The following is a 22,612-nucleotide window of genomic DNA, read 5'->3' as shown; positions in this document are numbered from 1 at the left end:
CAACTGTTCACCCCTGTCCGGAAGCATCGCGTGGGCTGAAATGTGGGCTGAGATTTAGAAGTCTCAGGATTACCGTCTCAAATCAACAACTTACAGAGAATATCTGGCGGAGAGGGTGGGATTCGAACCCACGGTACCCTTGCAGGTACTTCGGTTTTCGAGACCGACGCGATCGACCACTCTGCCACCTCTCCGCGGGGCGCGCCTGGTCGGCAGGCGGGCGGGGGTATAAAGGCATGCGGGCGGCAGCGCAACGGATGCCGTGCGGGATTTCCGCCATCCCGGACCATCGCCGTTGACTCCCTCGCCGCCTCGGCGCTATACGCCCGTCCTCCCGGCGGGGCCTCGTGCCTCGCCGAAGGCCGTTTCCGGCCGATCCTCATTGTAGACCAGGCCAGTAACGGCAGAGAGCTTTCAGGGCGCACCATGACCTACGCAGTGATCCGCACCGGCGGCAAGCAGTACCGCGTCACCCCGGATGCCGTTCTGACCGTCGAGCGTCTCGACGCCGAAGCCGGCGCGACCGTGACCTTCCAGGACGTGCTCGCCATCGGCGGCGAGGCCGGGCTGACCATCGGCGCCCCCACCGTGGCCGGCGCGACCGTGACCGCGACCGTGGTCGAGCAGAACCGCGGCGACAAGGTCATCATCTTCAAGAAGCGCCGCCGGCAGAACAGCCGCCGCAAGAACGGCCATCGCCAGCACCAGACCGTGCTGCGCATCTCGGCCATCAACGCGGCCTGAACCGGCTTCCGTAGGAGACACTCCCCATGGCTCACAAGAAGGCTGGCGGTTCCTCCCGCAACGGTCGCGACTCCGCCGGCAAGCGCCTCGGCGTCAAGAAGTTCGGCGGCGAGCATGTGCTGGCCGGCAACATCATCGTGACCCAGCGCGGCACCAAGATGGTCCCGGGCCAGAACGTCCTGGTCGGCCGTACCCACTCCCTGCACGCCACCGTCGAGGGCAAGGTGAAGTTCACCCGCCGCGCCGAGGGCCGCGTGCATGTCTCCGTGGAGCCGTTGCCGCAGGCCGCCGAGTAAGCCCGCGCGCCTCCGCGACGACACTTCGACCGCGAACGGGGGCCGCAAGGCCCCCGTTTTCGTTTTTGGCACCCCCGCTTCCCCCTGCCCGACCGGACCCCCAAGCCCGATGAAGTTCCTCGACGAAGCCAAGATCTGGGTGAAGGCCGGCGATGGCGGCGACGGCGTCGTCGCCTTCCGCCGCGAGAAGTACATCGAGTTCGGCGGCCCGGATGGCGGCAATGGCGGCAAGGGCGGCGACGTCATCGTCGAGGCCGTGCCCGGCCTCAACACGCTGATCGACTACCGCTACGCCCAGCACTTCAAGGCCCGCAAGGGCGGCAACGGGGCCGGCTCCGACCGCACGGGGGCGGGGTCGGAGGATGTCGTGCTGAAGGTGCCGGTGGGCACCGTCATCCTGGCCGAGGACAAGGAGACCGTGCTGGCCGATCTGGTGCGCGAGGGCCAGCGCGCCGTGATCTGCCAGGGCGGCGATGGCGGCCACGGCAACGCGCATTTCAAGACCTCGACCAACCGCGCGCCCCGCCGCGCCGACAAGGGCTGGCCGGGCGAGGAGCGCTGGCTCTGGCTGCGCCTCAAGCTGATCGCCGATGCCGGCCTGATCGGCCTGCCCAATGCCGGCAAGTCCACCTTCCTCTCCGTGGTCAGCGCGGCGAAGCCCAAGATCGCCGACTATCCCTTCACCACGCTGACGCCGCAGCTTGGCGTGGTGCGGCTGAACGCCACCGAGGAATTCGTCCTGGCCGATATTCCCGGCCTGATCGAGGGCGCGGCGGAGGGCGCCGGGCTCGGCACCCGCTTCCTCGGCCATGTCGAGCGCTGCGCCGTGCTGCTGCACCTGATCGACGGCAGCCAGCCCGATCCGGTCCGCGCCTATGAGACGGTGCGCGGCGAGCTGGCGGAGTATGGCGGCGGGCTGGCGGACAAGCCCGAGATCGTCGCGCTGAACAAGCTCGACGCCATGACCCCGCAGGCCCGGGCCAGCCGCGCCAAGGCGCTGGAGCGCGCGCTCGGCCGCCCCGTCCGGCTGATCAGCGGTGCCACCCAGGACGGCGTGCCGGAGACGCTGCGGGAGCTGGCCGACACCATCCGCCGCCAGCGCGAGGACCAGGGCGCATGACGCCCTCGCTCGCCACCACCCGCCGCCTCGTCGTCAAGATCGGCTCCGCCCTGGTGGTGGACGGCCAGACCGCGACCCCGCGCGAGGCGTGGCTCGCCTCGGTGGCCGAGGATGTGGCGGCGCTGCGGGCGCGCGGGGTGGAGGTGGTGCTGGTCTCCTCGGGCGCCATCGCCCTGGCCCGCCACGCCCTCGGCCTCACCCGGCGCAGGTTGCGGCTGGAGGAGAAGCAGGCGGCGGCGGCGGTCGGGCAGATCCGGCTGGCGGGGGCCTGGCAGGACGCCCTGTCGCGCCACGGGCTGAACGCGGCGCAGCTGCTGCTGACACTGGAGGACAGCGAGGACCGCCGGCGCTACCTCAATGCCCGCGCCACGCTGGGCACGCTGCTCGATCTCGGCTGCGTGCCGGTGATCAACGAGAACGACACCGTCGCCACCGCCGAGATCCGCTTCGGCGACAACGACCGCCTGGCGGCGCGTGTCGCCGAGATGATCCAGGCCGACGCGCTGGTGCTGCTGTCCGATATCGACGGCCTCTACACGGCCGACCCCCGCACCGACCCCGCCGCCGCCCATATCCCGGTGGTGGAGCGCATCAGCGAGGAGATCATGGCCATGGGGGGCGAGCCGCCGCCGGGCTATTCCTCGGGCGGCATGCGCACCAAGCTGATCGCCGCGCGGATCGCCACCGGCGCCGGCTGCGCCATGGCCATCGCGCTCGGCCAGCGGCCCCATCCGCTGGCCGCGCTGGAGCAGGGCGGCCGCTGCACCTGGTTCCTGCCGGCGCCGGAGGGCCGCTCGGCCCGCAAGCAATGGATCGCCGGCTCGCTCGCGCCGCTCGGCGTGCTGCGCGTCGATGCCGGCGCGGCCGGGGCGCTGCGCCAGGGTCGCTCCCTGCTGCCCGCCGGGGTGCGCGCCGTCGAGGGCAGCTTCCACCGCGGCGACCCGCTTTCCATCCGCGACGAGGCCGGCCTCGAGCTGGCGCGGGGCCTCTCCGCCTATGACGCCGAGGCCGCCCGGCAGATCGCCGGCCGCCGCTCGGAGGAGATCGAGGCCATCCTGGGCTGGCGCGGCCGCGCCGAGATCGTCCACCGCGACGATCTCGTGCTGCTCTAGGCGCGGGGCCGACCCCCTTGCCCGCCGCGGGTGGGACCGCCAGCATCGCCAGAGAAGAGGGTGAGATGTCAGCGGGCGGGCCAATGGTGGATGGGCAGGAAGCGGGGAACGGCAGCGTGGAGGAGGTCCGCTTCGGCGGCTACGAGGCTCGCTTCAGCCGGTGTGCCGCGCCGCGCGGCCTCGTCATCGCGCTGACCGGCGTCGGCAACACCTCGGCGCCCCTCGCCAGCTACGAGTTCGCCGGCAGCCTGGCGCGCCGCCCCGTGGACACCCTGCTGATCCGCGACCAGCTGCGCAGCTGGTACAATGCCCCGGAGGGCTGGGCGGCGCTGCTGGGCTGGCTCACCGGCCGCCTCGCCGGGCGCGACTACGGACACGTCACGATCCTGGGCGTCAGCATGGGGGCCTATGGCGCCCTGCTGCTGGGCGAGGCCCTGCCGCGGGCCCGCGTCGTCGCCATGTCGCCGCCCATCTCGGTCGATCTGGAGGGGGAGGGCCAGGTGGCCATCCGCCACCGGCGCTGGATCCACGATCACGGCATGCGGGGCCTCGACCGGCTCGCGCCACGCCGCCCGGAGCCGGGCCGGCACCTGATCCTGTTCGGCGATGCCGCGATGCTCGACCTCCGCAACGCCTGGCGCTTCGTCGAGGAGGGCTGGCCGGGCGTCGCCCTGGTGCGTGACGGCCTCCACAACCTGCCGCAGACCCTCAAGACGGAGCGGCGCTTCGAGGGCTTCATCGACGCCCTCGCCACCGGCGCGCCGCTGCCGGCCCTGCTGGCGGAGGCCGGCGCCGCGCCGGCCCATCGGGACAGCCCTGCCTTCCGGCTGCTTCATGCCCGGGCCGCGCTCTTCGCCGGCGATCGTGCCGGTGCCGCGGCGGAGCTGGCGACGGCCGCGCGCGGCCTGGATGGGGGCTCCCTGCAGCTGGGCCAGCTGCGCCTGCTGCGGGCCGGCGTCGAAGGCGCGCTGGACGAGGCCATGGCGCTGCTGCGCGACGGAGCCGGCCAGCGGTTGAGCCTGTCGCTGGACGAGGGGATCGAGGCCAGCCTGGCGAGTTCCGAGGTGAAGCGGACCAGCGCCGGCATCCGCCTCGGCCCGGTCTCCCGCCTCAGCCTGCGCGCCGGAGCCGGCGGCGGGCCGCGCCGCCTCGTCCTGCATGGCCTGCCGCCGCCCGCCTTCAACGCCGGGGGCTCGACGGCGCTCACCCTGTATCACTGGTCCGCCGCGGGCCCCGGCGCCCGCTGGACCGCCAACGAGCGGCACTGGCTGGAGGTGCCGGAGCTGCCCCTGGGAGAGGGTGCGGCCGAGTTCCTGCTGCACCGCCCCTGCTTCGGCTCCAGCTTCGACCGGCGCGAGGGCGCCGAGCAATTCGCCTTTTCGGTCTTTCTCCATACCCTGACCTGCACGGCCGCCGGAGCCGCCACCCCGCCCGGTCCCGCAACGGAGCGCCTGACGTGAACGCCATCGCCGAGACGTCCTCCCCCACCGCCATCGAGGCCGCGCTGCAGGAGGCCGCGCGGGCCGCGCGGGTCGCCGCGGCGCGGCTCGCCCGCGCGGCGCGGCCGGCGAAGGATGCCGCCCTCAGGGCGGCGGCGGCGGCGCTGCGGGCGCGGCAGCCGGCGCTGCTCGCCGCCAACGCGGCCGATCTGGCCGGCGCGGCGGGCATCACCGAAGCCTTCCGCGACCGCCTGACCCTCACCCCCGCTCGCATCGAGGCCATGGCGCGCGGGCTGGAGGAGATCGCCGACCTGCCCGATCCCGTGGGCCGCCGTCTGGCGGAGTGGCAACGCCCCAACGGCCTCGTCATCCGCCGCGTCGCGCAGCCGCTCGGCGTCATCGGCATGATCTACGAGAGCCGCCCGAACGTCACCGCCGATGCCGGCGGGCTCTGCCTGAAGGCGGGCTCGGCGGTGCTGCTGCGCGGCGGCAGCGAGAGCGCCCGCTCGGCCGCCGCCATCCATGCCTGTCTGGCGGAGGGGCTGCGCCAGGCCGGCCTGCCCGAGGCGGCGGTGCAGATCGCCCCCACCCAGGACCGCGCCTTCGTCGGCGCCATGCTGGGCGCGGCCGGGCTGATCGACCTGATCATTCCGCGCGGCGGCAAGGGGCTGGTCACGCGGGTGATGCGGGAGGCGCGGGTGCCGGTGCTGGCCCATGCCGAGGGGCTCTGCCACACCTATGTCCACGCCGCCGCCGAGCCCGCCATGGCCCGCGCCGTGCTGGCCAATGCCAAGATGCGCCGCACCGGCGTCTGCGGCGCCACCGAAACCCTGCTGATCGACGCCGCCATCGCCCCGGGGCTGCTGCCGCTGCTGGTCGAGGATCTCGCCGCGCTGGGCTGCGCATTCCGCGCCGATGCGCGCGCCCGCGCCATCTGCCCGGAGCTGCCCGCCGCGACCGAGGCGGATTTCGGCACGGAATGGCTGGAGGCGGTGCTGTCCATCGCCGTGGTGGACGGCCCCGAGGCGGCGCTGGCGCATATCCGCCGCCATGGCAGCGAGCACACCGAGGCCATCATCACCGAGGACGCCGCGGTGGCCCAGGCCTTCCTGGACGGGCTGGATTCCGCCGTCGGCCTGTGGAACGCCTCGACCCAGTTCTGCGACGGCGGCGAGTTCGGCTTCGGTGCCGAGATCGGCATCGCCACCGGCCGGCTGCATGCGCGCGGCCCGGTGGGGCTGGAGCAGCTCTGCACCTATCGCTACCAGATCCTCGGCTCGGGGCAGACACGGCCCTGACGGTGGCGGCGGAACAGCCCGGGCCGGGCCGCGCCGGCCCCGGCCGGTGGGGCGACCGCCGGCGGCGGCGCATCGGCCTGCTGGGCGGCAGCTTCAATCCGGCCCATGCGGGGCACCGGCACGTGGCGCAGCAGGCGTTGCGGGCGCTGCGGCTCGACCAGGTCTGGCTGCTGGTCTCGCCCGGCAATCCGCTCAAGCCGGTCTCCGGCATGGCGCCCTTCGCGCAGCGCCTGGCCTCGGCGCGGGCGATCGCCGATGGCGTGCGTATCCTCGCCACTGGGATCGAGGCGTCCATCGGCCAGCGCTACAGCGCCCGCACCTTGCGGCGGCTGTCGCGGCTGTTCCCGCGCGCGCGCTTCGTCTGGATCATCGGCGCCGACAACCTGGCGCAGCTGCCCCGGTGGCGGCAGTGGCGCAGCCTGGCGGCGCGGACGCCGATGGCGGTGCTGCCCCGCCCGGGCTGGACGCGGCCTGCCCTGCACGGCGCCGCCGCCAGCACGCTGCGCCGGCACCGCCGCCCAGCCGGCGCCGTGCTGCCCGGCGCCGTGCTGCCCGATCGGGAGGGCGGCGGGCATGCCGCCTGGGGCCTGATCCCGGCCCGCGAGCATCCGGCCAGCGCCACGGCGCTGCGGCGTTCCGGCAACGGCCTTGCCAGTCATGCCGCGCGCGGGCATTCCGCGCTGGCCCCACCCCCCTGACCCGCGATACAGCGCAGAGAAAAGCCCAGACAGGAGGCCGCCATAGCCCGCACCCCCAAGACCCCGGACGAGACCCGCCGCAAGAGCGCGGCGGGCCCCCGCGCCACCGGATCCGCCCGCAGCGCCGCGACCAAGCCGGCGCGCGCAGCCGGCACCGCCAAGCCCAGCCGCTCCACCGCCGCGCCGAAGACGACGCGCGCCGGCGCCACGAAGACGACGAGTTCGAAGACCACGACCTCGAAGGCCACGGCGTCGAAGACCTCGACGTCAAGGACCACGCCATCGAAGGCCGCAGCGCCGAAGGCGACCGCCGCGAAGACCACGCGCGGCACGGCGGCGGCCAGGCCCGCGCGGACCGCGACGCCCGGCAAGACGGCGCGCGCCGCCGCGCCGGCGAAGCCCGTCGCGGCCCGGTCCGCCGCGAAGCCGGCCGGCACCGCCGCGAGGAAGGCCGCTCCGGCCAGGACGGCGGCCCGCGGCGCGGCGGCCCCGGCCAGGACCCCGAGGGCCGCCCCGGCGACCAAGGCCCCGGCGACCAAGGCCCCGGCGTCCAAGACTGCGGCGTCCAAGACTGCGGCCACCAAGGCTCCGCGCGCCGCCGCGAGCCCACGCGGCACCGGCAAGCCTGCCACCAGCCGCGCCACGCCGGCCAAGGCACCGGCCAGCCGCGCCGCCGCTCCGGCCCGGTCCGCCCCGGCCCGGTCCGCCCCGGCTCGATCCACCCAGGCTCCATCCACCCCGGCCAAGCCCACGCGGAGCGGCGGCACCGCCAACAGCCGCCCCGCGAAAGCCCGCCCCAGCGCCGGAGGCAGCCCGGGCAAGGCCACCGCCCGGACGGCCCCGAAGGCGGCGCACGGCACCGCCGCCAAGCCCGTGGCGGCGAAGACGCCGGCGCGCGCGGCGGCCGTGACGGCGAAGCCCAAGGCCGCCACGGCGACCAAGGCCAAGCCTGCCGCGCCGGCCCGCAGGCCGAGCCGGCCCAAGGTGCCGCATCTCGACGTGATCGTGCAGAGCGCCGTGCGCAGCCTGGAGGATGACAAGGCCGAGGATGTGGTGGTGCTGGACGTGGCCAGCCGCGCCGCTTTCGCCGACCGGATCATCGTCGCCACCGGCCTCGCCGACCGGCAGATCCAGGCGATGGCCGCGCATCTGGAGAAGGCCCTGGCCGAGCACGGCATCCGCCGCATCCGCACCGAGACCTCGGCCGACTGGGTGCTGCTCGATGCCGGCGACCTCATCGTGCATCTCTTCAAGCCGGAGGCCCGCGCCAACTACCGGCTGGAGAAGATGTGGGGCCCGGACAGCCCGCCGCCCGACGACCTGGTGATGCCGGCCGGTGATGTCCCGCCGGAGCCGCCGCCCGCGGAGGACGACTTCATCCCCTCGCTCGAGGCCTTCGAGGATGAGGAGGACGAGGACGACGACGAGGATGACGAGGACGACGCCGACAGCCTCAACGGCCCCGGGGACCCGGTGGACGAGCCGGACGACGACGAGGACGATGAGGACGACGAGGAGGAGGAGGACGAGTCCCCCGACGCCCCGGAGGAGGAGCCGCGCTGAGCCGCGCGCCGCTGCTCATCGCCGTCGGGCGGTTGCGGTCCGGGCCGGAGGCGGCGCTGTTCGAGCAGCACAACGCCCGCCTCCGGCCACCGCTGGCGGTGCGCGAGATCCCGGAGGCGCGCGGCTCGGCCGCCGAGGTGCGCCGCCGGGAGGGCGCCGCCCTGCTCGCCGCCCTGCCCGAGGGGGCGCTGGCGGTCGCGCTCGACCTCGGCGGGCCGGCGCCCGACAGCGAGGGGCTGGCGGCCTTGACCCAACGCTGGGAGGAGAGCGGCCGGGGCCTGGCCTTCCTCATCGGCGGGGCCGAGGGGCTGGACCCCGCCGTGCTGTCGCGGGCGGACCACCGGCTCTCCCTCGGTCCCCTGACCTGGCCGCATTTCCTGGTGCGCGGGCTGCTGGCCGAGCAGCTCTACCGCGCCCAGGCCATCCGCGCCGGCCACCCCTACCACCGCGCCTGGCGACCCTGAGGCGGGGCCGGCCCGACGGGGCGGGGTTTCCGCATCCGCCGGAGCTATGCTAGGGGCGCATCCCGTGACCGGGCGCATTCCATGTTTCGCAGGCTGATCCGCCACCCCCGCACGCAGTCGGCCCTGGCCTGGCTGCTCAGCAGCTACCTCGCCCTGTGCTACCGCACGACGCGATGGAGCCTGATCGGCCATGCGGAGATCGCAAGGCATGCCGGTGAGGGCAGGCCGGTCATCATCACCTTCTGGCATGAACGCCTGCCGATGATGCCCATGCTCTGGACCGTCACGCATCGCCTCTTCCCCCAGGCGGAACACTGGCGGCCGCATGTGCTGGTGTCCCAGCACCGCGACGGCCGCTTCATCGGCGAGGTGGTGTCGCGCTTCGACCTCCGGATGGTGCATGGCTCGACCTCGCGCGGCGGGGCCGGGGGGCTGCGTGTCCTGCTGCGGGTGCTGCGCGAGGGCAGCCCGGTGGCCATCACGCCCGATGGCCCGCGCGGACCACGCCGCAAGGCGGCCGAGGGCGTGGCGCAGCTGGCCAGTCTCTCGGACGCGCCGGTGCTGCCCACCGCCGCCGCCGCCCGGCGCCATCGCCTGCTGCCGAGCTGGGACCGCATGATGCTGCCCCTGCCCTTCACCCGCGCGGTGCTGGTCTGCGGCCCCGCCATCCCGGTGGCGCGGGGCGAGGAGGCCGCGGCGCTGACGACGATCGAGGCGGCGCTGGATGACGCCTGCGACACCGCGGACCTCTGGGCCGCGGGGCGGCTGCCCCCCCACCTGGCGGCGATGCCGCTGTGACCGGCCGCCCATGAGCCTGGCCGGCCGCATCAGCCATGCCGTGGGCACCGGCCTCGCGCCGCTCCTGCCCTTCTGGCTGGAGCTGCGTGCCCGGCGTGGCAAGGAGATGCCGGAGCGGCTGGCGGAACGGCGGGGCGAGGCCGCGTCGCGCCCCGCCGGGCCGCTGCTGTGGCTCCATGCCGCCAGTGTCGGCGAATCGCTCTCCCTGCTGCCGCTGATGGACGCCCTGGTCGAGCGGCGGCCGGACCTCCACCTTCTCGTCACCACCGGCACCGTCACCGCCGCCACCCTGCTGATGCAGCGCCTGCCGCCCCTGCTGGCCGACCGGGTGCATCACCGCTTCGTGCCGCTCGATGTCCCGCGCTGGGTGGAGACCTTTCTCGACGGCTGGCGGCCGGACGGCGCCATCTTCGTCGAAAGCGAACTCTGGCCCAACCTGACCGCCGCCCTGGCGCGCCGCGGCATCCCCCTGGCGCTGGTGAATGCCCGCATCTCCGCCCGCTCCGCCCGCCTCTGGCATTGGGCGCCCGGGCTGATGCGCGACATGCTCGGGCGCTTCAGCCTGGTGGTGGCGCAGAGCGAAGGCGATGCCGAGCGGCTGCGGCGGCTGGGCGCGCCGGGCGCGGTCTACTGGGGCCAGCTCAAGGCCGCCGCCGAACCGCTGCCCGCCGATCCGGCCGAGCTGGCCCGGCTGCGTGCCATGACCGGCGACCGCCCGATCTTCCTCGCGGCCAGCACCCATGCGGGAGAGGAGGAGATCGTCTGCGCGGCGCACGCGGCCCTGCTTCCGCGCTTCCCCGACCTGCTGACCATCATCGTGCCGCGTCACACCGAGCGCGGGGCGGCCATCGCCGCCCTGGCCGCCGCCGCGGCCGTGCCACGCGGCGTCACCCGGCGCACCGAGGGCGGCGACCCGGTGCCGGAGGCCGGCATCCATGTCGCCGATACGCTGGGCGAGCTGGGCCTGTTCTACCGCCTGGCCGATGTCGCCCTGGTCGGCGCCACGCTGGTCCCGAAGGGCGGCCACAACCCGCTGGAGCCGGCGCGGCTCGGCTGCCCGATCCTGCTCGGCCCGCACACGGAGAACGCCCTGGAGGCCGCCGAGGCGCTGCTGGACCGTGGCGGGGCGCTGCCGGTGGCCTCGGCGGCGGCGCTGGCACAAGCGGTTACAGACGTGCTATCCGATCCGGCGCGGGGTCACGCCATGGCCACCGCCGCCGCCGCCGTCGCCGCCCGGTCGGCCGGGCTTCCCGGCAGGCTCGCCACGGCGGTCCTCGGAATCATGCCCGCCCTGCGGGACGGCGTGGCGCGGCAGCGCGGGTATTGTTCTTGAGCGGGGCCGCGCCCTGCGGGCATCCTTGTCCGGAAGGCTGGGGCCCGGAAGGCTGGTTCCGCGAAGGCGTTCACGAGCATCGCACCGGCTGGCCAATCCCGGCCTCGCCGGATCTGCTCTAGAGAGGACAGGTCAGAGCCGGATGCGTGCCCCCGACTTCTGGAGCGGGGGCGGCTGGGGAATCGCGCCCCTGCTGCTCTCGCCGATCGCCGCGATCTACGCGGCCGCCACCGCCCGCCGGGTCGCGCGGCGGGGCTGGAAGGCGCCGGTGCCGGTGATCTGCTGCGGCAATGCCACAGCGGGTGGCGCGGGCAAGACCACCGTGGCCCTGGATATCGGCCAGCGCCTGTCCAACCGTGGCGTGGCGACGCATTTCCTGACCCGCGGCTATGGCGGCCGGCTCAAGGGGCCGGTCCTGGTCGACACCAAGCAGCACGACAGCAAGGCCGTGGGCGACGAGGCCCTGCTGCTGGCGGCCACCCGCCCGACCTGGGTGGCGAGCGACCGCGAGGCCGGGGGCCGCGCCGCCGTCGATGCCGGGGCCCAGGCCATCATCATGGATGACGGGTTGCAGAATCCGGGGCTGGAGAAGGATCTCTCGCTTCTGGTCATCGACGGCCCCTACGGCTTCGGCAATGGCCGCATCATCCCCGCCGGGCCGCTGCGCGAGCCGGTCGCCGAGGCCGCCGGGCGCTGCCGCGCCGCGGTGCTGATCGGCGAGGACGAATCCGGCGCCCTGGCGCAGCTCCCGCCGGGCCTTCCGGTGCTGCGCGCCCGCCTGGTGCCCGGGCCGGAGGCGGAACTGCTGAAGGGCCAGCCGGTCTTCGCCTTCTGCGGCATCGCCAATCCGCGCAAGTTCTTCACCTCGCTGCAGGAGGCGGGGGCGGTGATGGCGGGGCGCGTCTCCTATGCCGACCACTACCCCTTCGACGCCGGCGACCTGCGCGAGCTGCTCGGGCAGGCGGAGGCGCTGCGCGCCATTCCGGTGACCACGCGCAAGGACTACGTGCGCATCCCCCCCGCCTTCCGCAGCCGCGTCACGGTGCTCTCCGTGCGTCTGGACTGGGAGGACCCGCTGGGGATCGAGGCCCTGCTGGAACCCCTGGCGCAGCGGGTGCCCGTGCCGGCCTAAGGCCGGGATCCGCTCCAGAGCATTTTCCGTTCGCCCTGGCTCACGGCAAACGCTCTGGCCATTTGTTTTTGCGAGCATCTTCACCCGATCAGCTGCTTCCACCCGATCGGGATCCGCTCTAGCCGCCAGCGGCCATGTCGAAGGGCGGCGGCACCTCCTTCGGAATCGGGAAGACCTCGGGCATGCCGGCGGTGCGGGCGGCGTGGTCGGCCCTGGCGCGGGCCAGCAGGGCAGGATCGCTCAGCGCGTCCGCCGCGGTGCCGGCCATCACCTTGGCGACATGCTCCAGCCCCTTGTGCGCGGCGGGCGTCTTGCCCTGGGCGACGATCTGCCAGGAATGGCCCGGCGTGCCGATGGCATGGGTGGCGCCGCGCGCCTGCACCGTCGGCACCTTCCAGGACACCGTGCCGACATCGGTCGAGCCGACGCCGCTCGGCGCGGGGGCCGAGAGCGGCACCAGCCGCTCGGCCAGCACCTCGCCCGGAATCGGCGCCAGGCCAACGCGGCGATAGGCGCTGTCGATCTCGGCCGGGGTCAGCGTCGCCTGGATCGCGTGGGCGAAGGCCTTGTCCGCCGCATCGAAGCGCGGCGGCCCGAGGCGGAGGAAGTTCTCCTCCATCGCCTGCTCCAGCGGATCGTTGCCGACCAGCTCGGCATCGGCGCTGAGCACGCGGTCGGTGACGGAGGTCTCGGTCATCAGCGCGGCACCCTGCGCCACCTTGCGCACCCGCGCCTGCAGCGCCAGCACCTCGGCCATGGTGAGCGAGCGGATCAGGTAGCGCACCCGTGCCCTGCCCTGCACCACGTTGGGCGCGATGCCGCCGGCATCCTGCAGGGCATAGTGGATGCGCGCGTCGCTCGGCATGTGCTCGCGCATGTAGTTGACGCCGACATTCATCAGCTCGACGGCATCGAGCGCGCTGCGGCCCAGATGCGGCGCGGCGGCGGCGTGGCTGGAGCGGCCGGTGAAGCTGAAGTCCATCTCCAGGCAGGCCAGCGAATGCGGCTTGTTGACGCCGGAGAAGGCCGCCGGGTGCCAGCAGATGGCGATGTCGACGTCGTCGAAGGCGCCGTCGCGCACCATGAAGCCCTTGGCCGAGCCGCCCTCCTCGGCCGGGCAGCCGTAGTAGCGCACGCGGCCCTGGATGCCCCTGGCGGCCAGCCAGTCCTTCACCGCGGCGGCGGCCAGCAGGGAGGCCGAGCCCAGCAGGTTGTGGCCGCAGCCATGGCCATGCCCGTTGGGCTCGACCGGCCGGTGCTCGGCCACGCCGGCCTCCTGGCTGAGGCCGGGCAGCGCATCGTACTCGCCCAGGATGGCGACCACCGGCCCGCCCTCCCCGGCCTCGCCCATCACGGCGGTGGGAATGCCGGCGACGCCCCGCGTCACGCGGAAGCCCTCGGCCTCCAGCGCCTCGGCATGGGCAGCGGCGGAGCGGTGCTCGGCGTAGTTCAGCTCCGGCATGCCCCAGACGCGGTCGCTGAGCTCGAAGAAGCGCTCGCGCTTCTCCTCCACCCGGCGCCAGATCTCCTCGCTGTTGCTGCGCATGACCGCCTGCTCCATCGGACTGTCCTGCTGGGGGCTCAGCGCATCCTCGCCCGCCGTGCAAGGCCGGAAGGCGTGAATTCCCAGCCTGCCCGGCGATTCGGGCCCTGGCCCGCTTCGGGAGGGCGGCCGCCATCACCCCGGAGCGGTTCTCAGGGCAGCGGCGCAGTCCGGTAGAGGGTGACGCGCAGCCCGCCATGCGGCACCGGCGGATCCGTCGGCAGGAATGGCAGGCCGGTGGCATGGGCCAGGCGTGGCTCGGCGGCGACCAGGCCGACGCGCCAGCCGGAGAAGTGGGCCGCCAGCACCTGACCGAGCGCGCGATAGAGCGGCAGGAGCTTCTCCCGCTCGCCGAGGCGGGTGCCGTAGGGCGGGTTCACGATGACCAGGCCGGGAATCCCCTGGGGCATCCCCTGGGGCGTCCCCTCGGGCGGCCGGACCTCGCTGATCGTCGCCTGCCGGAACACCGTCCGCGCCGCCAGGCCGGCGCGCTCGGCATTGGCCCGGCTCATGGCGATGGCGCCCGCGTCCCGGTCGCTGCCATGGCAGAGCACCGCCTGCGGGCGCTCGCTCCGCACCACCGCGCGCAGGCGGGCCCAGGCCTCCGCATCGAAGGTGGCGAGCTTCTCGAAGGCGAAGGCGCGGTTCCGGCCGGGGTTGAGCCGGGCCACGATCTCCGCGGCCTCGAGGACGAAGGTGCCGGAGCCGCACATCGGGTCCAGCAGCGGCGCGGTGCCGTCATAGCCGCAGCGGCGCAGGAACAGCGAGGCCATGGTCTCGCGGATCGGCGCCGCGTTCACGGCTTCCTTGTAGCCGCGCTTGTGCAGCGGCGCGCCGGAGGTGTCGACGCTGAGGGTGCAGGTGTCGTTCTCCAGCCGCGCCCGGACCAGGATCTCCGCCTCGGGCGATTCCGGTGCGCCCAGGGTCTCGCGGATGGCGGTGGCGATGCGCTCCGCCGCCGCGCCGCTGTGATAGATGCGCGAGCCGGCGCAGCTCGCCTCCACCCGGAACGGCACGTCCGGCCGCAGGATATCGGCCCAGGGCACGCGGCGCGCCCGGTCATCGAGCTGGGCGAGGTGCACGGCGCGGAAGGCGGCGATGCGGGCCAGGACGCGCCCGGCGCCGCGGAGCCAGAGATTGGCGCGCCAGACCTCCGGCCAGCCGCCCTGGAACACGACCCCGCCGGGGACCGGCCGGGGGCGGCGGAAGCCCTTGCCGCGCACCTCGTCGCACAGCACGTCCTCCAGGCCTGGCGGCGCGGCCAGGAAGATCTCGAAACCGGTGTCTGTGGTCATCGCGCGCGCGGGCCAGCCTTCCTCAAAGATATCGCTCGGTCAGATGCGCCGTGAAGTCCGAGGGGTCCAGCGGCTTGCCCGTCGCCGCCCGCAGCAGGTCCTGAAAGCCGAGCCGGGACCCCTGGGCATGCACCCTCTCCCGCAGCCAGCCGGTCAGCGGCGACAGGTCGCCCTCGGCCAGGGCGGCATCCAGATCGGGCAGGCCAGCGCGCGCGGCGCGCATCAGCTGGGCCGCCGCCATGGCACCCAGCGTGTAGGAAGGGAAGTAGCCGAAGGCCCCGTCATGCCAGTGGATGTCCTGCAGGCAGCCACGCGCGTCGTCCGGCGGGGTCAGGCCGAGCAGGGCGGCGAAGCCGTCGTTCCAGGCGCCGGGCAGATCGGCCACGGCGAGATCGCCGCCGATCAGCGCCCGCTCCAGCCGGAAGCGCAGGATGACATGGGCGGGATAGGTCAGCTCGTCGGCATCGACGCGGATGAAGCCGCGCTCCACCCGGCGCCAGAGGCCGGACAGGTTCTCCGCGGCATAGGGCGCCGCCGGGCCGCCGAAGGCCGCCTGCAGCCGGGGGCCGATGAAGCGGAGGAAGGCGTCCGAGCGGCAGGCCTGCATCTCGATGATCAGGCTCTGCGATTCATGCGCCGCCATCCCCGCCGCCTCGCCCACGGGCTGCCGCGCCCAGGCCGGCGGCAGGCCGCGCTCGTAGAGCGCGTGGCCGGTCTCGTGCAGCACGCCAAGCAGGGCGCTAGCGAAATTCGCCTCGTCATAGCGGGTGGTGATGCGGACATCGGTGGGCGTGCCGCCGCAGAAGGGATGCAGGCTGCGGTCGAGCCGGGCATGCGCGAAGTCGAGCCCGGCGCGCCCGGCCATCTCGCGGCAGAGGGCCTCCTGCGCCGCCGCGGGGAACGGGCCCTCGGGCCGCAGGGCCGCGGGCCGGCGCGCCTGCCGCTCCTCGGCGCGCGGCAGGGCCTCGGCGAGGAAGCCCTCATAGGCGGCAAAGACCGGCTCCACATCGGCCGCCGTGATGCCGCGCTGGTAGCCCTCCATCAGCGCGTCATAGGGCGCGAGGCCGGTGACGGCGGCCAGCGCCGCCGCCGTCTCCCGCTGCAGCCGCACCACCTCCTCCAGGAAGGGCCGGACGCGGGCGAAATCCGAGGCGGCCCGGGCCTCGCGCCAGACCGTCTCGCAGGCGGCATTGGCGCGGCTGCTGGCCTCCACCAAGGCGGTCGGCAGGGCGGTGGCGCGGGACTGGGCCTGGCGCATCAGGGCCAGGTTGGCGGCGTCCCACTCGCCCTCCGCCTCTGCCTGGGCCAGATCATCGGCCAGGGCCGGCGCCGTCAGCAGCTCGTGCGCCAGCCCGGCCAGGGTGGCGAGCTGCTCGCCCCGCGCGGCGGCGCCCCCGGGCGGCATCACCGCGGCCGCGTCCCAGTGCAGCATGGCCTGCGCCTCGCCGATCAGGGCGATGCGGGCGAAGCGGTCCTTCAGCCGGGCGTAGGCGGTGGTGGCATGGCTCATGCGACGGGTTCCTTCAGGCGGGCGCGGGCCCAGGCGATGAACACGCCCACCAGGGCCAGCGCCAGCCCGTACCAGGTGACGACATAGCCGAGATGGTTGTTCGGCGGCTGCGGGAGGTGCCGCGCCGGCTGCGGCAGGGCGCGCGAGGGCGGGCCCGACGGTGCGAGGGCGACCAGGGCGAAAGGCGGCATCTCCGGCAGGCCCAGGGCGGGACCGATGACCGAGAGGTCGAGCGTGTAGAAGCGCCGCGCCGCCGGATCGTCGGTGGCGCTCAGCGCGCCGCGCGGCTCGCTGGGGCGCAGATAGCCCTCGATCCGCACCTCGCCCCCGGGGCGGTCGACCGGCCGGTCGCGCTCGAGCGGCACCCAGCCGCGATTGACCAGCACCGGAGGTCCCTCGGCGCGCAGCAGGGGGGTCAGCAACTGCGCACCCAGCACGGCGTCCCGCACCTCCAGTCCCAGCAAGGCCTCGCGCTCATGCAGGAAGCGGCCGGTGACATGGAACCGGGCCCAGGGCTCGGGGTCGGCGGTCAGCGGCCGCGCCGGGCCGGCCTGGGCAGCGGCGAAGCGGGCCAGCAGCTCGGTCTTCCAGTGCATCCGCTGCACCTGCCAGGTGCCGAGGCCGATCAGCAGGGCCAGGACCGGCAGGGTGACAAGGATGGGCACCACAAGGCGGCGCCAGCGCCCGCCGCTCATCGGGCGCCCCCGGACAGGGCCCCGGGCGAGGCCCCCGGGCGAGGCCGGGCGGGATCATGCGAAGAACAGGCCATGGCATCCATGAAAAAGGCCGGGCCGCGACTGGCGCGCCCGGCCGGAAGGGCCCCACCCGGCCGCCCCGCCCGGAGGCTCCGGAGCGCGGCGGCGGGCCGATGGCGGATCAGTGCTGGGCGATGACGCCGGCGCCCGCCACGTAGATGCAGACGAAGAGGAACAGCCAGACCACGTCCACGAAGTGCCAGTACCAGGCGGCCGCCTCGAAGCCGAAATGGCGCTGCGGCGAGAAATGGCCCTTCCAGGCGCGGAACCAGCAGACCGCCAGGAAGATGGTGCCGACAATGACATGGAAGCCATGGAAGCCGGTGGCCAGGAAGAAGACCGAGGGATAGATGCCGCCGCCATGGAAGGCGAAGGGCGCCTCGGCATACTCCACCGCCTGGAAGAAGCTGAAGGAGATGCCCAGCAGCACGGTCAGGCCCAGGCCCTGCAACAGGCCCTTGCGGTCGTTCTCCAGCAGGGCGTGGTGCGCCCAGGTGACGGTGCAGCCGGAGAGCAGCAGGATCAGCGTGTTCAGCAGCGGCAGGCCGAAGGGATCGAAGGTGTGGATGCCCTCGGGCGGCCAGATCGCCTTGGCGGCCCCGGAGACATGCTCCGGATAGAGCGCGAAGTGGAACCAGGCCCAGAAGAAGGCGACGAAGAACATCACCTCGGAGGCGATGAACAGCATCATGCCGTAGCGCATGCCGAGCCGCACGACGGGCGTGTGGATGCCCGGCGTGCGGGCCTCCCGCACCACGTCGCGGAACCAGAAGAACATCGAGGTCAGGGTGCCGAGCAGCCCCAGGAAGAAGGCCCAGCGCACGCCATGCTGCGCCCAGAGGATGATGCCGAAGAGCAGCAGCCCGGCGGAGAAGGAGGAGACCAGCGGCCAGGGGCTGGGATCGACCAGGTGGTAGGGATGCTTGTTGGGAGGCGGGACTTCCGCGTCCAGGGTCGTGTTGCTGCTGGCCATGGTGCTTCCTGGGACTCGACTCAGGGGATTCGCGGAACGCCGCCCGCCGGGAGGGGCTGGCGGCGCCCGGTCAAACTCGTCGCATCAATCCTCAAAACGGCTTGCGGATCAAGTGCGTCACCGGGTCAGCGTGGGGCGCGCGGGGTCCGCCTCGCTCCATTTCCCGGCATGGGGCCCCGCCTTGGCCAGGGCGCCGGCGCGCTCCGCATCGGCCAGGGTGCGGAAGAAGGTGTAGCTGAGGGTGATCGTGCCGATGTCCCGCGTGTTGGGGTCCTCGGCGATCTTCGGATCGACCCAGAAGGAGATCGGCATCTCCACCTGCTGTCCGCCCTGCAGGGTCTGCTCGTCGAAGCAGAAGCAATGGACCTTGTGGAAGTACGGCCCCGCCACCTCGGGGGTGACGTTGTAGGTCGAGATGCCAGTGCTCGGGCCCGCGGCCTGGCTGCGGGCGGTGTAGAAGGCGATGCCCTCCTCGCCCGCCCGCACGCGCATCGCGGTCTGGCCGGGCTGGAACTGCCACGGCAGGCCCGGATGGGTGGTGGCGTTGAAGCGGACGGTGATGCTCCGCCCGTCCGCGGCCCCCGGCGCCGCCGCGCTGTTGATGACCGGCGTGCCGCCATAGCCGGTGACGGCGCAGAACAGGGTGTAGAGCGGCACGGCGGCGAAGGAGAGGCCCAGCATGCCGCCGACGATGGCGGCGGCGCCAAGCGCGACCCGGCGGTTGCGGCGGGCGAGATCGGGGGTCATGCGCGCCCTTCCCTCATTCGGTGATCGACATGCGGGCCATGGCGATGAAGTAGAACAACGCCACCAGCCCCAGCAACACGGCCAGAATCGCCCAGTTGCGCCCGCGCCGGCGGCGGATGAAGGCCTGCTTCTCCTCCTCCGTCATGCCGGCCGGGCCGCCCCGCGAGGCCTTCGGGGGAGCGCTCACGGGCCGAAGACCAGCTTGTCCGCCGCCAGGGCGGCGAAGAGCATGAACAGGTAGATGATGGAGAAGCGGAAGGCGGCGCGCGCCGGGGCGTCGTTGGTCAGGCTGCGGCCGGCCTCGTCCTGCGCGTCGCGCCGCACCCGCCACATCGCCTCCAGGAAGAAGGCGCCCAGCACCAGCGCGGCGGCGCCATAGGCCAGGCCGGCCATGCCGAGCAGCGTGGGCAGCAGGCCGAGGGGCGCCAGCACAAGGGAGTAGAGCCAGATCTGCCGCCGCGTCTCCCGTGCCCCGGCCACCACCGGCAGCATCGGCACGCCGGCGCGCTGGTAGTCGCCGCTGGCATAGAGCGAGAGGGCCCAGAAATGCGGCGGGGTCCAGACGAAGATGATGGCGAACATCACCAGCGCCTCGAGCGAGACCTGGCCGGTCACGGCGGCCCAGCCGATCACCGGCGGGAAGGCGCCCGCGGCGCCACCGATGACGATGTTCTGCGGCGTCCGCCGCTTCAGCCACATGGTGTAGACGAAGACGTAGAAGCCGATCGAGCCGGCCAGCACGGCGCCGGCGGTGAGGTTCACCGCCAGCCCCATCAGCAGCACCGAGGCGAGCGCCAGGACGATGCCGAAGGTCAGCGCCGCCTCGGGCCGGATGCGGCCGGCGGGGATCGGCCGGCGCGCCGTGCGCCGCATCACGGCGTCGATGTCGCGGTCGAACCACATGTTGATGGCGCCGGCGGCGCCGGCCGCGACGGCGATGCAGAGGATGGCGGTGGCGGCCAGCACGGGATGGAGTCCGCCCGGCGCCACGATGATGCCGACCAGCCCGGTGAAGACCACCAGCGACATGACGCGCGGCTTGAGCAGCGCCAGCCAGTCGCCGACCTCGCTCAGGTCAAGCTCGGCGGATGCGCCGAGGGGGGCCGAAGCCCCCCCCATACGGATCTCGGAATCGATCGCAGTCTCACTCATCAGCCGTATCGAACCTCAGCGGATGCGGGGCAGTTCATCGAAGGTGTGGAAGGGCGGCGGGGAGGAGACCTGCCATTCCAGCGTCGTGGCGCCCTCGCCCCAGGGATTGGCGGCGGCCACTTCCTTGCTGGTGAAGGTGCGCCAGCAGACATAGATGAAGACCAGGAAGGACGCCACCGAGATATAGGAGCCGAGGCTGGCGATCAGGTTCCAGCCGGCGAAGGCGTCCGGATAATCCGGGTAGCGGCGCGGCATGCCCTGGGCGCCCAGGAAGTGCATCGGGAAGAAGGTCAGGTTCACGCCGATGAAGGTCAGCCAGAAATGGATCTGGCCCCACTTCTCCGGGTACTGCTTCCCGCTCATCTTGCCGATCCAGTAGTAGAAGCCGGCATAGATGCCGAAGACGGCGCCGAGCGACAGCACGTAGTGGAAGTGCGCGATCACGTAGTAGGTGTTGTGCAGGATCGTGTCCACGCCGGCATTGGCCAGCTTCACGCCGGTCACGCCACCCATGGTGAACAGGAAGATGAAGCCGATGGCGAAGAGCATCGGCGTCTTGAAGGAGATGGAACCGCCCCACATGGTGGCGATCCAGGAGAAGATCTTGATGCCCGTGGGCACGGCGATGACCATGGTCGCGGCCATGAAATAGGCCCGCGTGTCCACCGAGATGCCGGAGGTGAACATGTGGTGCGCCCAGACCACGAAGCCGACCACGCCGATCGCCACCATGGCATAGGCCATGCCGAGATAGCCGAAGATCGGCTTGCGGCTGAAGGTGGAGAGCACGTGGGAGATGATGCCGAAGGCCGGCAGGATCATGATGTAGACTTCGGGATGGCCGAAGAACCAGAACAGGTGCTGGAACAGCACCGGGTCGCCGCCGCCGGCGGGGTCGAAGAAGGCCGTGCCGAAGTTGCGGTCCGTGATCAGCATGGTGATGGCGCCGCCCAGCACCGGCACCGAGAGCAGCAGCAGGAAGGCGGTGACCAGCATCGACCAGACGAAGAGCGGCATCTTGTGCAGCGTCATGCCCGGGGCGCGCATGTTGAACACGGTGGTGATGAAGTTCGCCGCGCCCAGGATCGAGCTGGCGCCCGCCAGGTGCAGGCCGAACAGCGCCATGTCCGGGCCCATGCCGGCCTGGTAGGTGCTGTTGGACAGCGGCGGATAGAGCGTCCAGCCCGTGCCGGCGCCGCCGACGAAGAGGCTGCCCACCGTCAGCAGCAGGGCCGGGACCAGCAGCCAGAAGGAGATGTTGTTCAGCCGCGGGAAGGCCATGTCCGGCGCGCCGATCATGATCGGCAGGAAGTAGTTGCCGAAGCCTCCGATCAGCGCGGGCATGACGACATAGAACACCATCACCACGCCATGCGCGGTGACGGCGACGTTCCAGGCCTGGCCGCTGGCGAAGATCTGCATGCCCGGGGATTGCAGCTCGATCCGCATCAGCAGCGACAGGCCGATGCCGACAAAGGCCGCAGCCACCGCGAAGATCAGGTAGAGGATCCCGATGTCCTTGTGGTTGGTGCTGAAGAACCAGCGCGCCACGAAGCCGGGCGTGTGGTCGTGGTGGCCGTGATCCCCGTGGCCATGGGTGTCGTGCGTGTGTGACGCGGTCGCCATCTCTTGTCCGTCCCGCTCTCGAACCGTCTCGTGAACGCCGCCTTAGCGGCGCAGCTCCGCAACCAGGGCCTGGCCATCCGCCGGCGCGCCCGCATCGGCCGCGAAGCGCTGCTTGGCGCCGGCGACCCAGGCATCGAACTCCGCCTGCGGCACCGCCTTCACCACGATCGGCATGAACCAGTGGTTCTCGCCGCAGATCTGGTTGCACTGGCCATAGAAGGTGCCGACCTTGTCGGCCCGCATCCAGGTTTCCATGGTGCGGCCCGGGATCGTGTACTTCTGCACGCCGAGGCTCGGCACGAAGAAGCTGTGGATCACGTCCTGGCCGCTGGTGAGGATGCGGATGTTCTTGCCCACCGGCACGACCAGAGGCTCGTCCACCTCCAGCAGGCGCCGCTGGCCCGGCTTCAGGTCGGCCGTCTGCACCGGATAGCTGTCATAGGCGAAGTTGTCGTGGTCCGGGTAGGCGTAGTGCCAGTACCACTGCCGGCCGGTCACGCTGATGGTCAGCTCGGCGTCCCGCGTCCGGTCCTGGTAGTAGATCAGCCGGAAGGACGGAATGGCGATGACGATCAGGATCAGCACCGGCACGACCGTCCAGGCCACCTCCAGCAGGGTATGGTGGCTGGTGCGGGAGGGCACCGGGTTGGCCGAGGCGCGGAAGCGCCAGACCACGTAGGCCAGCAGCGCGCCCACGAAGATCGTGATGGCGACGATGATCCAGAGCACCAGCACGTTGAAGTCGTGGATGGCGTCCTTCAGCGGCCCACCGGCGCGCTGCAGGTCGATGCCCCAGGGCACCGGGGCCCCGATCATCGTATCCGGCGCCACAGTCGCCCCGGGCGCGGTGGCAGCCGGTGCCTGGGCCAGGGCAGGCGCCCCCTGCAGCAAGGAGACAGCCGCCACCCCGAAGGTGGCGGCGAAGCCCGCGAAGCGCGAAACGATCGACCGCCGCATTCCCTATCCCGTCCGCTCTCATCCCTATGCGCCCGCTCTCGTCGGACGCCGGCGCGC

Annotated in this window: 23 protein-coding genes and 1 tRNA gene; 12 read left to right on the top strand and 12 right to left on the bottom strand. The window is 72.9% G+C overall.

The annotated features are described in order from the left end of the window. Window positions 1–104: 104 nt before the first annotated feature. Window positions 105–194: transfer RNA gene (locus tag D9598_RS07395), tRNA-Ser, on the bottom strand. Between the two features lie 232 nt (window positions 195–426). On the opposite strand from D9598_RS07395, the gene rplU reads away from it, so the two are divergent. The 7 genes from rplU to D9598_RS07360 all read left to right on the top strand — a co-directional run bounded on the left by rplU (window position 427) and on the right by D9598_RS07360 (window position 6,707). Next, a complete protein-coding gene (gene rplU, locus D9598_RS07390) occupies window positions 427–744 on the top strand; it encodes a 50S ribosomal protein L21 (protein WP_198365770.1) in 318 nt (105 codons plus the stop codon). 26 nt (window positions 745–770) lie between these two features. After that, window positions 771–1,040, top strand: a complete 270-nt coding sequence (gene rpmA / locus D9598_RS07385; protein WP_198365769.1) for a 50S ribosomal protein L27 — start codon at window positions 771–773, stop codon at window positions 1,038–1,040. Window positions 1,041–1,149: 109 nt separating this feature from the next. After that, on the top strand, window positions 1,150–2,160 hold the full coding sequence (gene obgE / locus D9598_RS07380; RefSeq protein ID WP_198365768.1) for a GTPase ObgE: 1,011 nt from the start codon (window positions 1,150–1,152) through the stop codon (window positions 2,158–2,160). Further along, window positions 2,157–3,272: a glutamate 5-kinase gene (gene proB, locus D9598_RS07375; protein WP_198365767.1), complete on the top strand. Its 1,116-nt coding sequence runs from the start codon at window positions 2,157–2,159 to the stop codon at window positions 3,270–3,272. The genes obgE and proB overlap by 4 nt, the downstream gene beginning before the upstream one ends. A gap of 65 nt (window positions 3,273–3,337) precedes the next feature. Further along, window positions 3,338–4,732 carry a hypothetical protein gene (locus tag D9598_RS07370; protein WP_198365766.1) on the top strand — a complete coding sequence of 465 codons (1,395 nt, stop codon included), beginning with the start codon at window positions 3,338–3,340 and terminating at the stop codon, window positions 4,730–4,732. Next, window positions 4,729–6,009 (top strand): glutamate-5-semialdehyde dehydrogenase, encoded by a 1,281-nt coding sequence (locus tag D9598_RS07365; protein ID WP_198365765.1) that lies wholly within the window; start codon window positions 4,729–4,731, stop codon window positions 6,007–6,009. The genes D9598_RS07370 and D9598_RS07365 overlap by 4 nt, the downstream gene beginning before the upstream one ends. Then, window positions 6,006–6,707 (top strand): nicotinate-nucleotide adenylyltransferase, encoded by a 702-nt coding sequence (locus D9598_RS07360; protein WP_370591976.1) that lies wholly within the window; start codon window positions 6,006–6,008, stop codon window positions 6,705–6,707. The genes D9598_RS07365 and D9598_RS07360 overlap by 4 nt, the downstream gene beginning before the upstream one ends. On the opposite strand, the gene D9598_RS07355 is transcribed toward D9598_RS07360, so the two are convergent. Beyond that, complete coding sequence (locus tag D9598_RS07355) at window positions 6,665–7,690, bottom strand: hypothetical protein (protein ID WP_232477011.1); 1,026 nt, start codon at window positions 7,688–7,690, stop codon at window positions 6,665–6,667. The genes D9598_RS07360 and D9598_RS07355 overlap by 43 nt on opposite strands. A 1-nt stretch (window position 7,691) precedes the next feature. Here D9598_RS07355 and rsfS point away from each other — a divergent pair, with 1 nt between their 5' ends. From rsfS to lpxK, 5 genes are all read left to right on the top strand, one after another. Next, entirely contained in the window at window positions 7,692–8,270 is a 579-nt protein-coding gene (rsfS, locus tag D9598_RS21610; protein WP_370591959.1) for a ribosome silencing factor, read from the top strand. A gap of 11 nt (window positions 8,271–8,281) precedes the next feature. Beyond that, complete coding sequence (locus D9598_RS07345) at window positions 8,282–8,734, top strand: 23S rRNA (pseudouridine(1915)-N(3))-methyltransferase RlmH (RefSeq protein WP_198366175.1); 453 nt, start codon at window positions 8,282–8,284, stop codon at window positions 8,732–8,734. 81 nt (window positions 8,735–8,815) lie between these two features. Next, complete coding sequence (locus D9598_RS07340) at window positions 8,816–9,532, top strand: lysophospholipid acyltransferase family protein (RefSeq protein ID WP_198365762.1); 717 nt, start codon at window positions 8,816–8,818, stop codon at window positions 9,530–9,532. Window positions 9,533–9,542: 10 nt separating this feature from the next. Next, window positions 9,543–10,865: a 3-deoxy-D-manno-octulosonic acid transferase gene (locus D9598_RS07335; protein WP_198365761.1), complete on the top strand. Its 1,323-nt coding sequence runs from the start codon at window positions 9,543–9,545 to the stop codon at window positions 10,863–10,865. A gap of 142 nt (window positions 10,866–11,007) precedes the next feature. Continuing rightward, entirely contained in the window at window positions 11,008–11,997 is a 990-nt protein-coding gene (gene lpxK, locus D9598_RS07330) for a tetraacyldisaccharide 4'-kinase (RefSeq protein WP_198365760.1), read from the top strand. Window positions 11,998–12,115: 118 nt separating this feature from the next. Here lpxK and D9598_RS07325 read toward each other — a convergent pair whose 3' ends face one another. The 10 genes from D9598_RS07325 to coxB form a co-directional block, all read right to left on the bottom strand. Beyond that, a complete protein-coding gene (locus D9598_RS07325) occupies window positions 12,116–13,543 on the bottom strand; it encodes a M20 family metallopeptidase (protein ID WP_198366174.1) in 1,428 nt (475 codons plus the stop codon). A 149-nt stretch (window positions 13,544–13,692) separates the two neighbouring features. Beyond that, window positions 13,693–14,835, bottom strand: a complete 1,143-nt coding sequence (locus D9598_RS07320; protein WP_198365759.1) for a class I SAM-dependent RNA methyltransferase — start codon at window positions 14,833–14,835, stop codon at window positions 13,693–13,695. 22 nt (window positions 14,836–14,857) lie between these two features. After that, window positions 14,858–16,345, bottom strand: coding sequence for a carboxypeptidase M32 (locus D9598_RS07315; protein WP_198365758.1), 1,488 nt, complete (start codon window positions 16,343–16,345; stop codon window positions 14,858–14,860). Continuing rightward, on the bottom strand, window positions 16,342–17,010 hold the full coding sequence (locus D9598_RS07310) for an SURF1 family protein (protein ID WP_370591958.1): 669 nt from the start codon (window positions 17,008–17,010) through the stop codon (window positions 16,342–16,344). Before D9598_RS07310 ends, D9598_RS07315 begins: the two co-directional genes overlap by 4 nt. Before the next feature lie 211 nt (window positions 17,011–17,221). Continuing rightward, window positions 17,222–18,073 (bottom strand): cytochrome c oxidase subunit 3, encoded by an 852-nt coding sequence (locus D9598_RS07305; RefSeq protein WP_198365756.1) that lies wholly within the window; start codon window positions 18,071–18,073, stop codon window positions 17,222–17,224. 117 nt (window positions 18,074–18,190) lie between these two features. Next, window positions 18,191–18,820, bottom strand: a complete 630-nt coding sequence (locus D9598_RS07300; RefSeq protein ID WP_198365755.1) for a cytochrome c oxidase assembly protein — start codon at window positions 18,818–18,820, stop codon at window positions 18,191–18,193. Between the two features lie 13 nt (window positions 18,821–18,833). Then, window positions 18,834–19,007 (bottom strand): hypothetical protein, encoded by a 174-nt coding sequence (locus D9598_RS07295; protein ID WP_198366206.1) that lies wholly within the window; start codon window positions 19,005–19,007, stop codon window positions 18,834–18,836. Beyond that, on the bottom strand, window positions 19,004–19,939 hold the full coding sequence (locus D9598_RS07290; protein ID WP_232477052.1) for a heme o synthase: 936 nt from the start codon (window positions 19,937–19,939) through the stop codon (window positions 19,004–19,006). Before D9598_RS07290 ends, D9598_RS07295 begins: the two co-directional genes overlap by 4 nt. Window positions 19,940–19,987: 48 nt before the next feature. Further along, the gene (gene ctaD / locus D9598_RS07285) at window positions 19,988–21,598 is read right to left on the bottom strand and encodes a cytochrome c oxidase subunit I (protein ID WP_198365753.1); all 1,611 of its coding nucleotides are present in this window, start codon (window positions 21,596–21,598) and stop codon (window positions 19,988–19,990) included. A gap of 42 nt (window positions 21,599–21,640) precedes the next feature. Further along, window positions 21,641–22,555: a cytochrome c oxidase subunit II gene (coxB, locus tag D9598_RS07280; protein WP_198365752.1), complete on the bottom strand. Its 915-nt coding sequence runs from the start codon at window positions 22,553–22,555 to the stop codon at window positions 21,641–21,643. Window positions 22,556–22,612: the final 57 nt, after the last annotated feature.

The sequence above is a fragment of the Roseomonas sp. KE0001 genome, assembly GCF_016107285.1.
Classification (GTDB): domain Bacteria; phylum Pseudomonadota; class Alphaproteobacteria; order Acetobacterales; family Acetobacteraceae; genus Pseudoroseomonas.
The sequence above is the reverse complement of the archived record's forward strand: the minus strand, read 5'-3'. Positions and strand labels throughout refer to the sequence as shown.

Bases quoted from the DNA above. Each gene is read 5' to 3' on its own strand.
- obgE (WP_198365768.1), top strand. From the start codon at position 1,150: ATGAAGTTCCTCGACGAAGCCAAGATCTGGGTGAAGGCCGGCGATGGC.
- D9598_RS07335 (WP_198365761.1), top strand. From the start codon at position 9,543: ATGAGCCTGGCCGGCCGCATCAGCCATGCCGTGGGCACCGGCCTCGCG.
- D9598_RS07340 (WP_198365762.1), top strand. From the start codon at position 8,816: ATGTTTCGCAGGCTGATCCGCCACCCCCGCACGCAGTCGGCCCTGGCC.
- D9598_RS07300 (WP_198365755.1), bottom strand. From the start codon at position 18,820: ATGACCCCCGATCTCGCCCGCCGCAACCGCCGGGTCGCGCTTGGCGCC.
- lpxK (WP_198365760.1), top strand. From the start codon at position 11,008: ATGCGTGCCCCCGACTTCTGGAGCGGGGGCGGCTGGGGAATCGCGCCC.
- D9598_RS07320 (WP_198365759.1), bottom strand. From the start codon at position 14,835: ATGACCACAGACACCGGTTTCGAGATCTTCCTGGCCGCGCCGCCAGGC.
- rplU (WP_198365770.1), top strand. From the start codon at position 427: ATGACCTACGCAGTGATCCGCACCGGCGGCAAGCAGTACCGCGTCACC.
- D9598_RS07325 (WP_198366174.1), bottom strand. From the start codon at position 13,543: ATGCGCAGCAACAGCGAGGAGATCTGGCGCCGGGTGGAGGAGAAGCGC.
- rpmA (WP_198365769.1), top strand. From the start codon at position 771: ATGGCTCACAAGAAGGCTGGCGGTTCCTCCCGCAACGGTCGCGACTCC.
- D9598_RS07370 (WP_198365766.1), top strand. From the start codon at position 3,338: ATGTCAGCGGGCGGGCCAATGGTGGATGGGCAGGAAGCGGGGAACGGC.
- D9598_RS07290 (WP_232477052.1), bottom strand. From the start codon at position 19,939: ATGGGGGGGGCTTCGGCCCCCCTCGGCGCATCCGCCGAGCTTGACCTG.
- proB (WP_198365767.1), top strand. From the start codon at position 2,157: ATGACGCCCTCGCTCGCCACCACCCGCCGCCTCGTCGTCAAGATCGGC.
- coxB (WP_198365752.1), bottom strand. From the start codon at position 22,555: ATGCGGCGGTCGATCGTTTCGCGCTTCGCGGGCTTCGCCGCCACCTTC.
- D9598_RS07315 (WP_198365758.1), bottom strand. From the start codon at position 16,345: ATGAGCCATGCCACCACCGCCTACGCCCGGCTGAAGGACCGCTTCGCC.
- ctaD (WP_198365753.1), bottom strand. From the start codon at position 21,598: ATGGCGACCGCGTCACACACGCACGACACCCATGGCCACGGGGATCAC.
- D9598_RS07305 (WP_198365756.1), bottom strand. From the start codon at position 18,073: ATGGCCAGCAGCAACACGACCCTGGACGCGGAAGTCCCGCCTCCCAAC.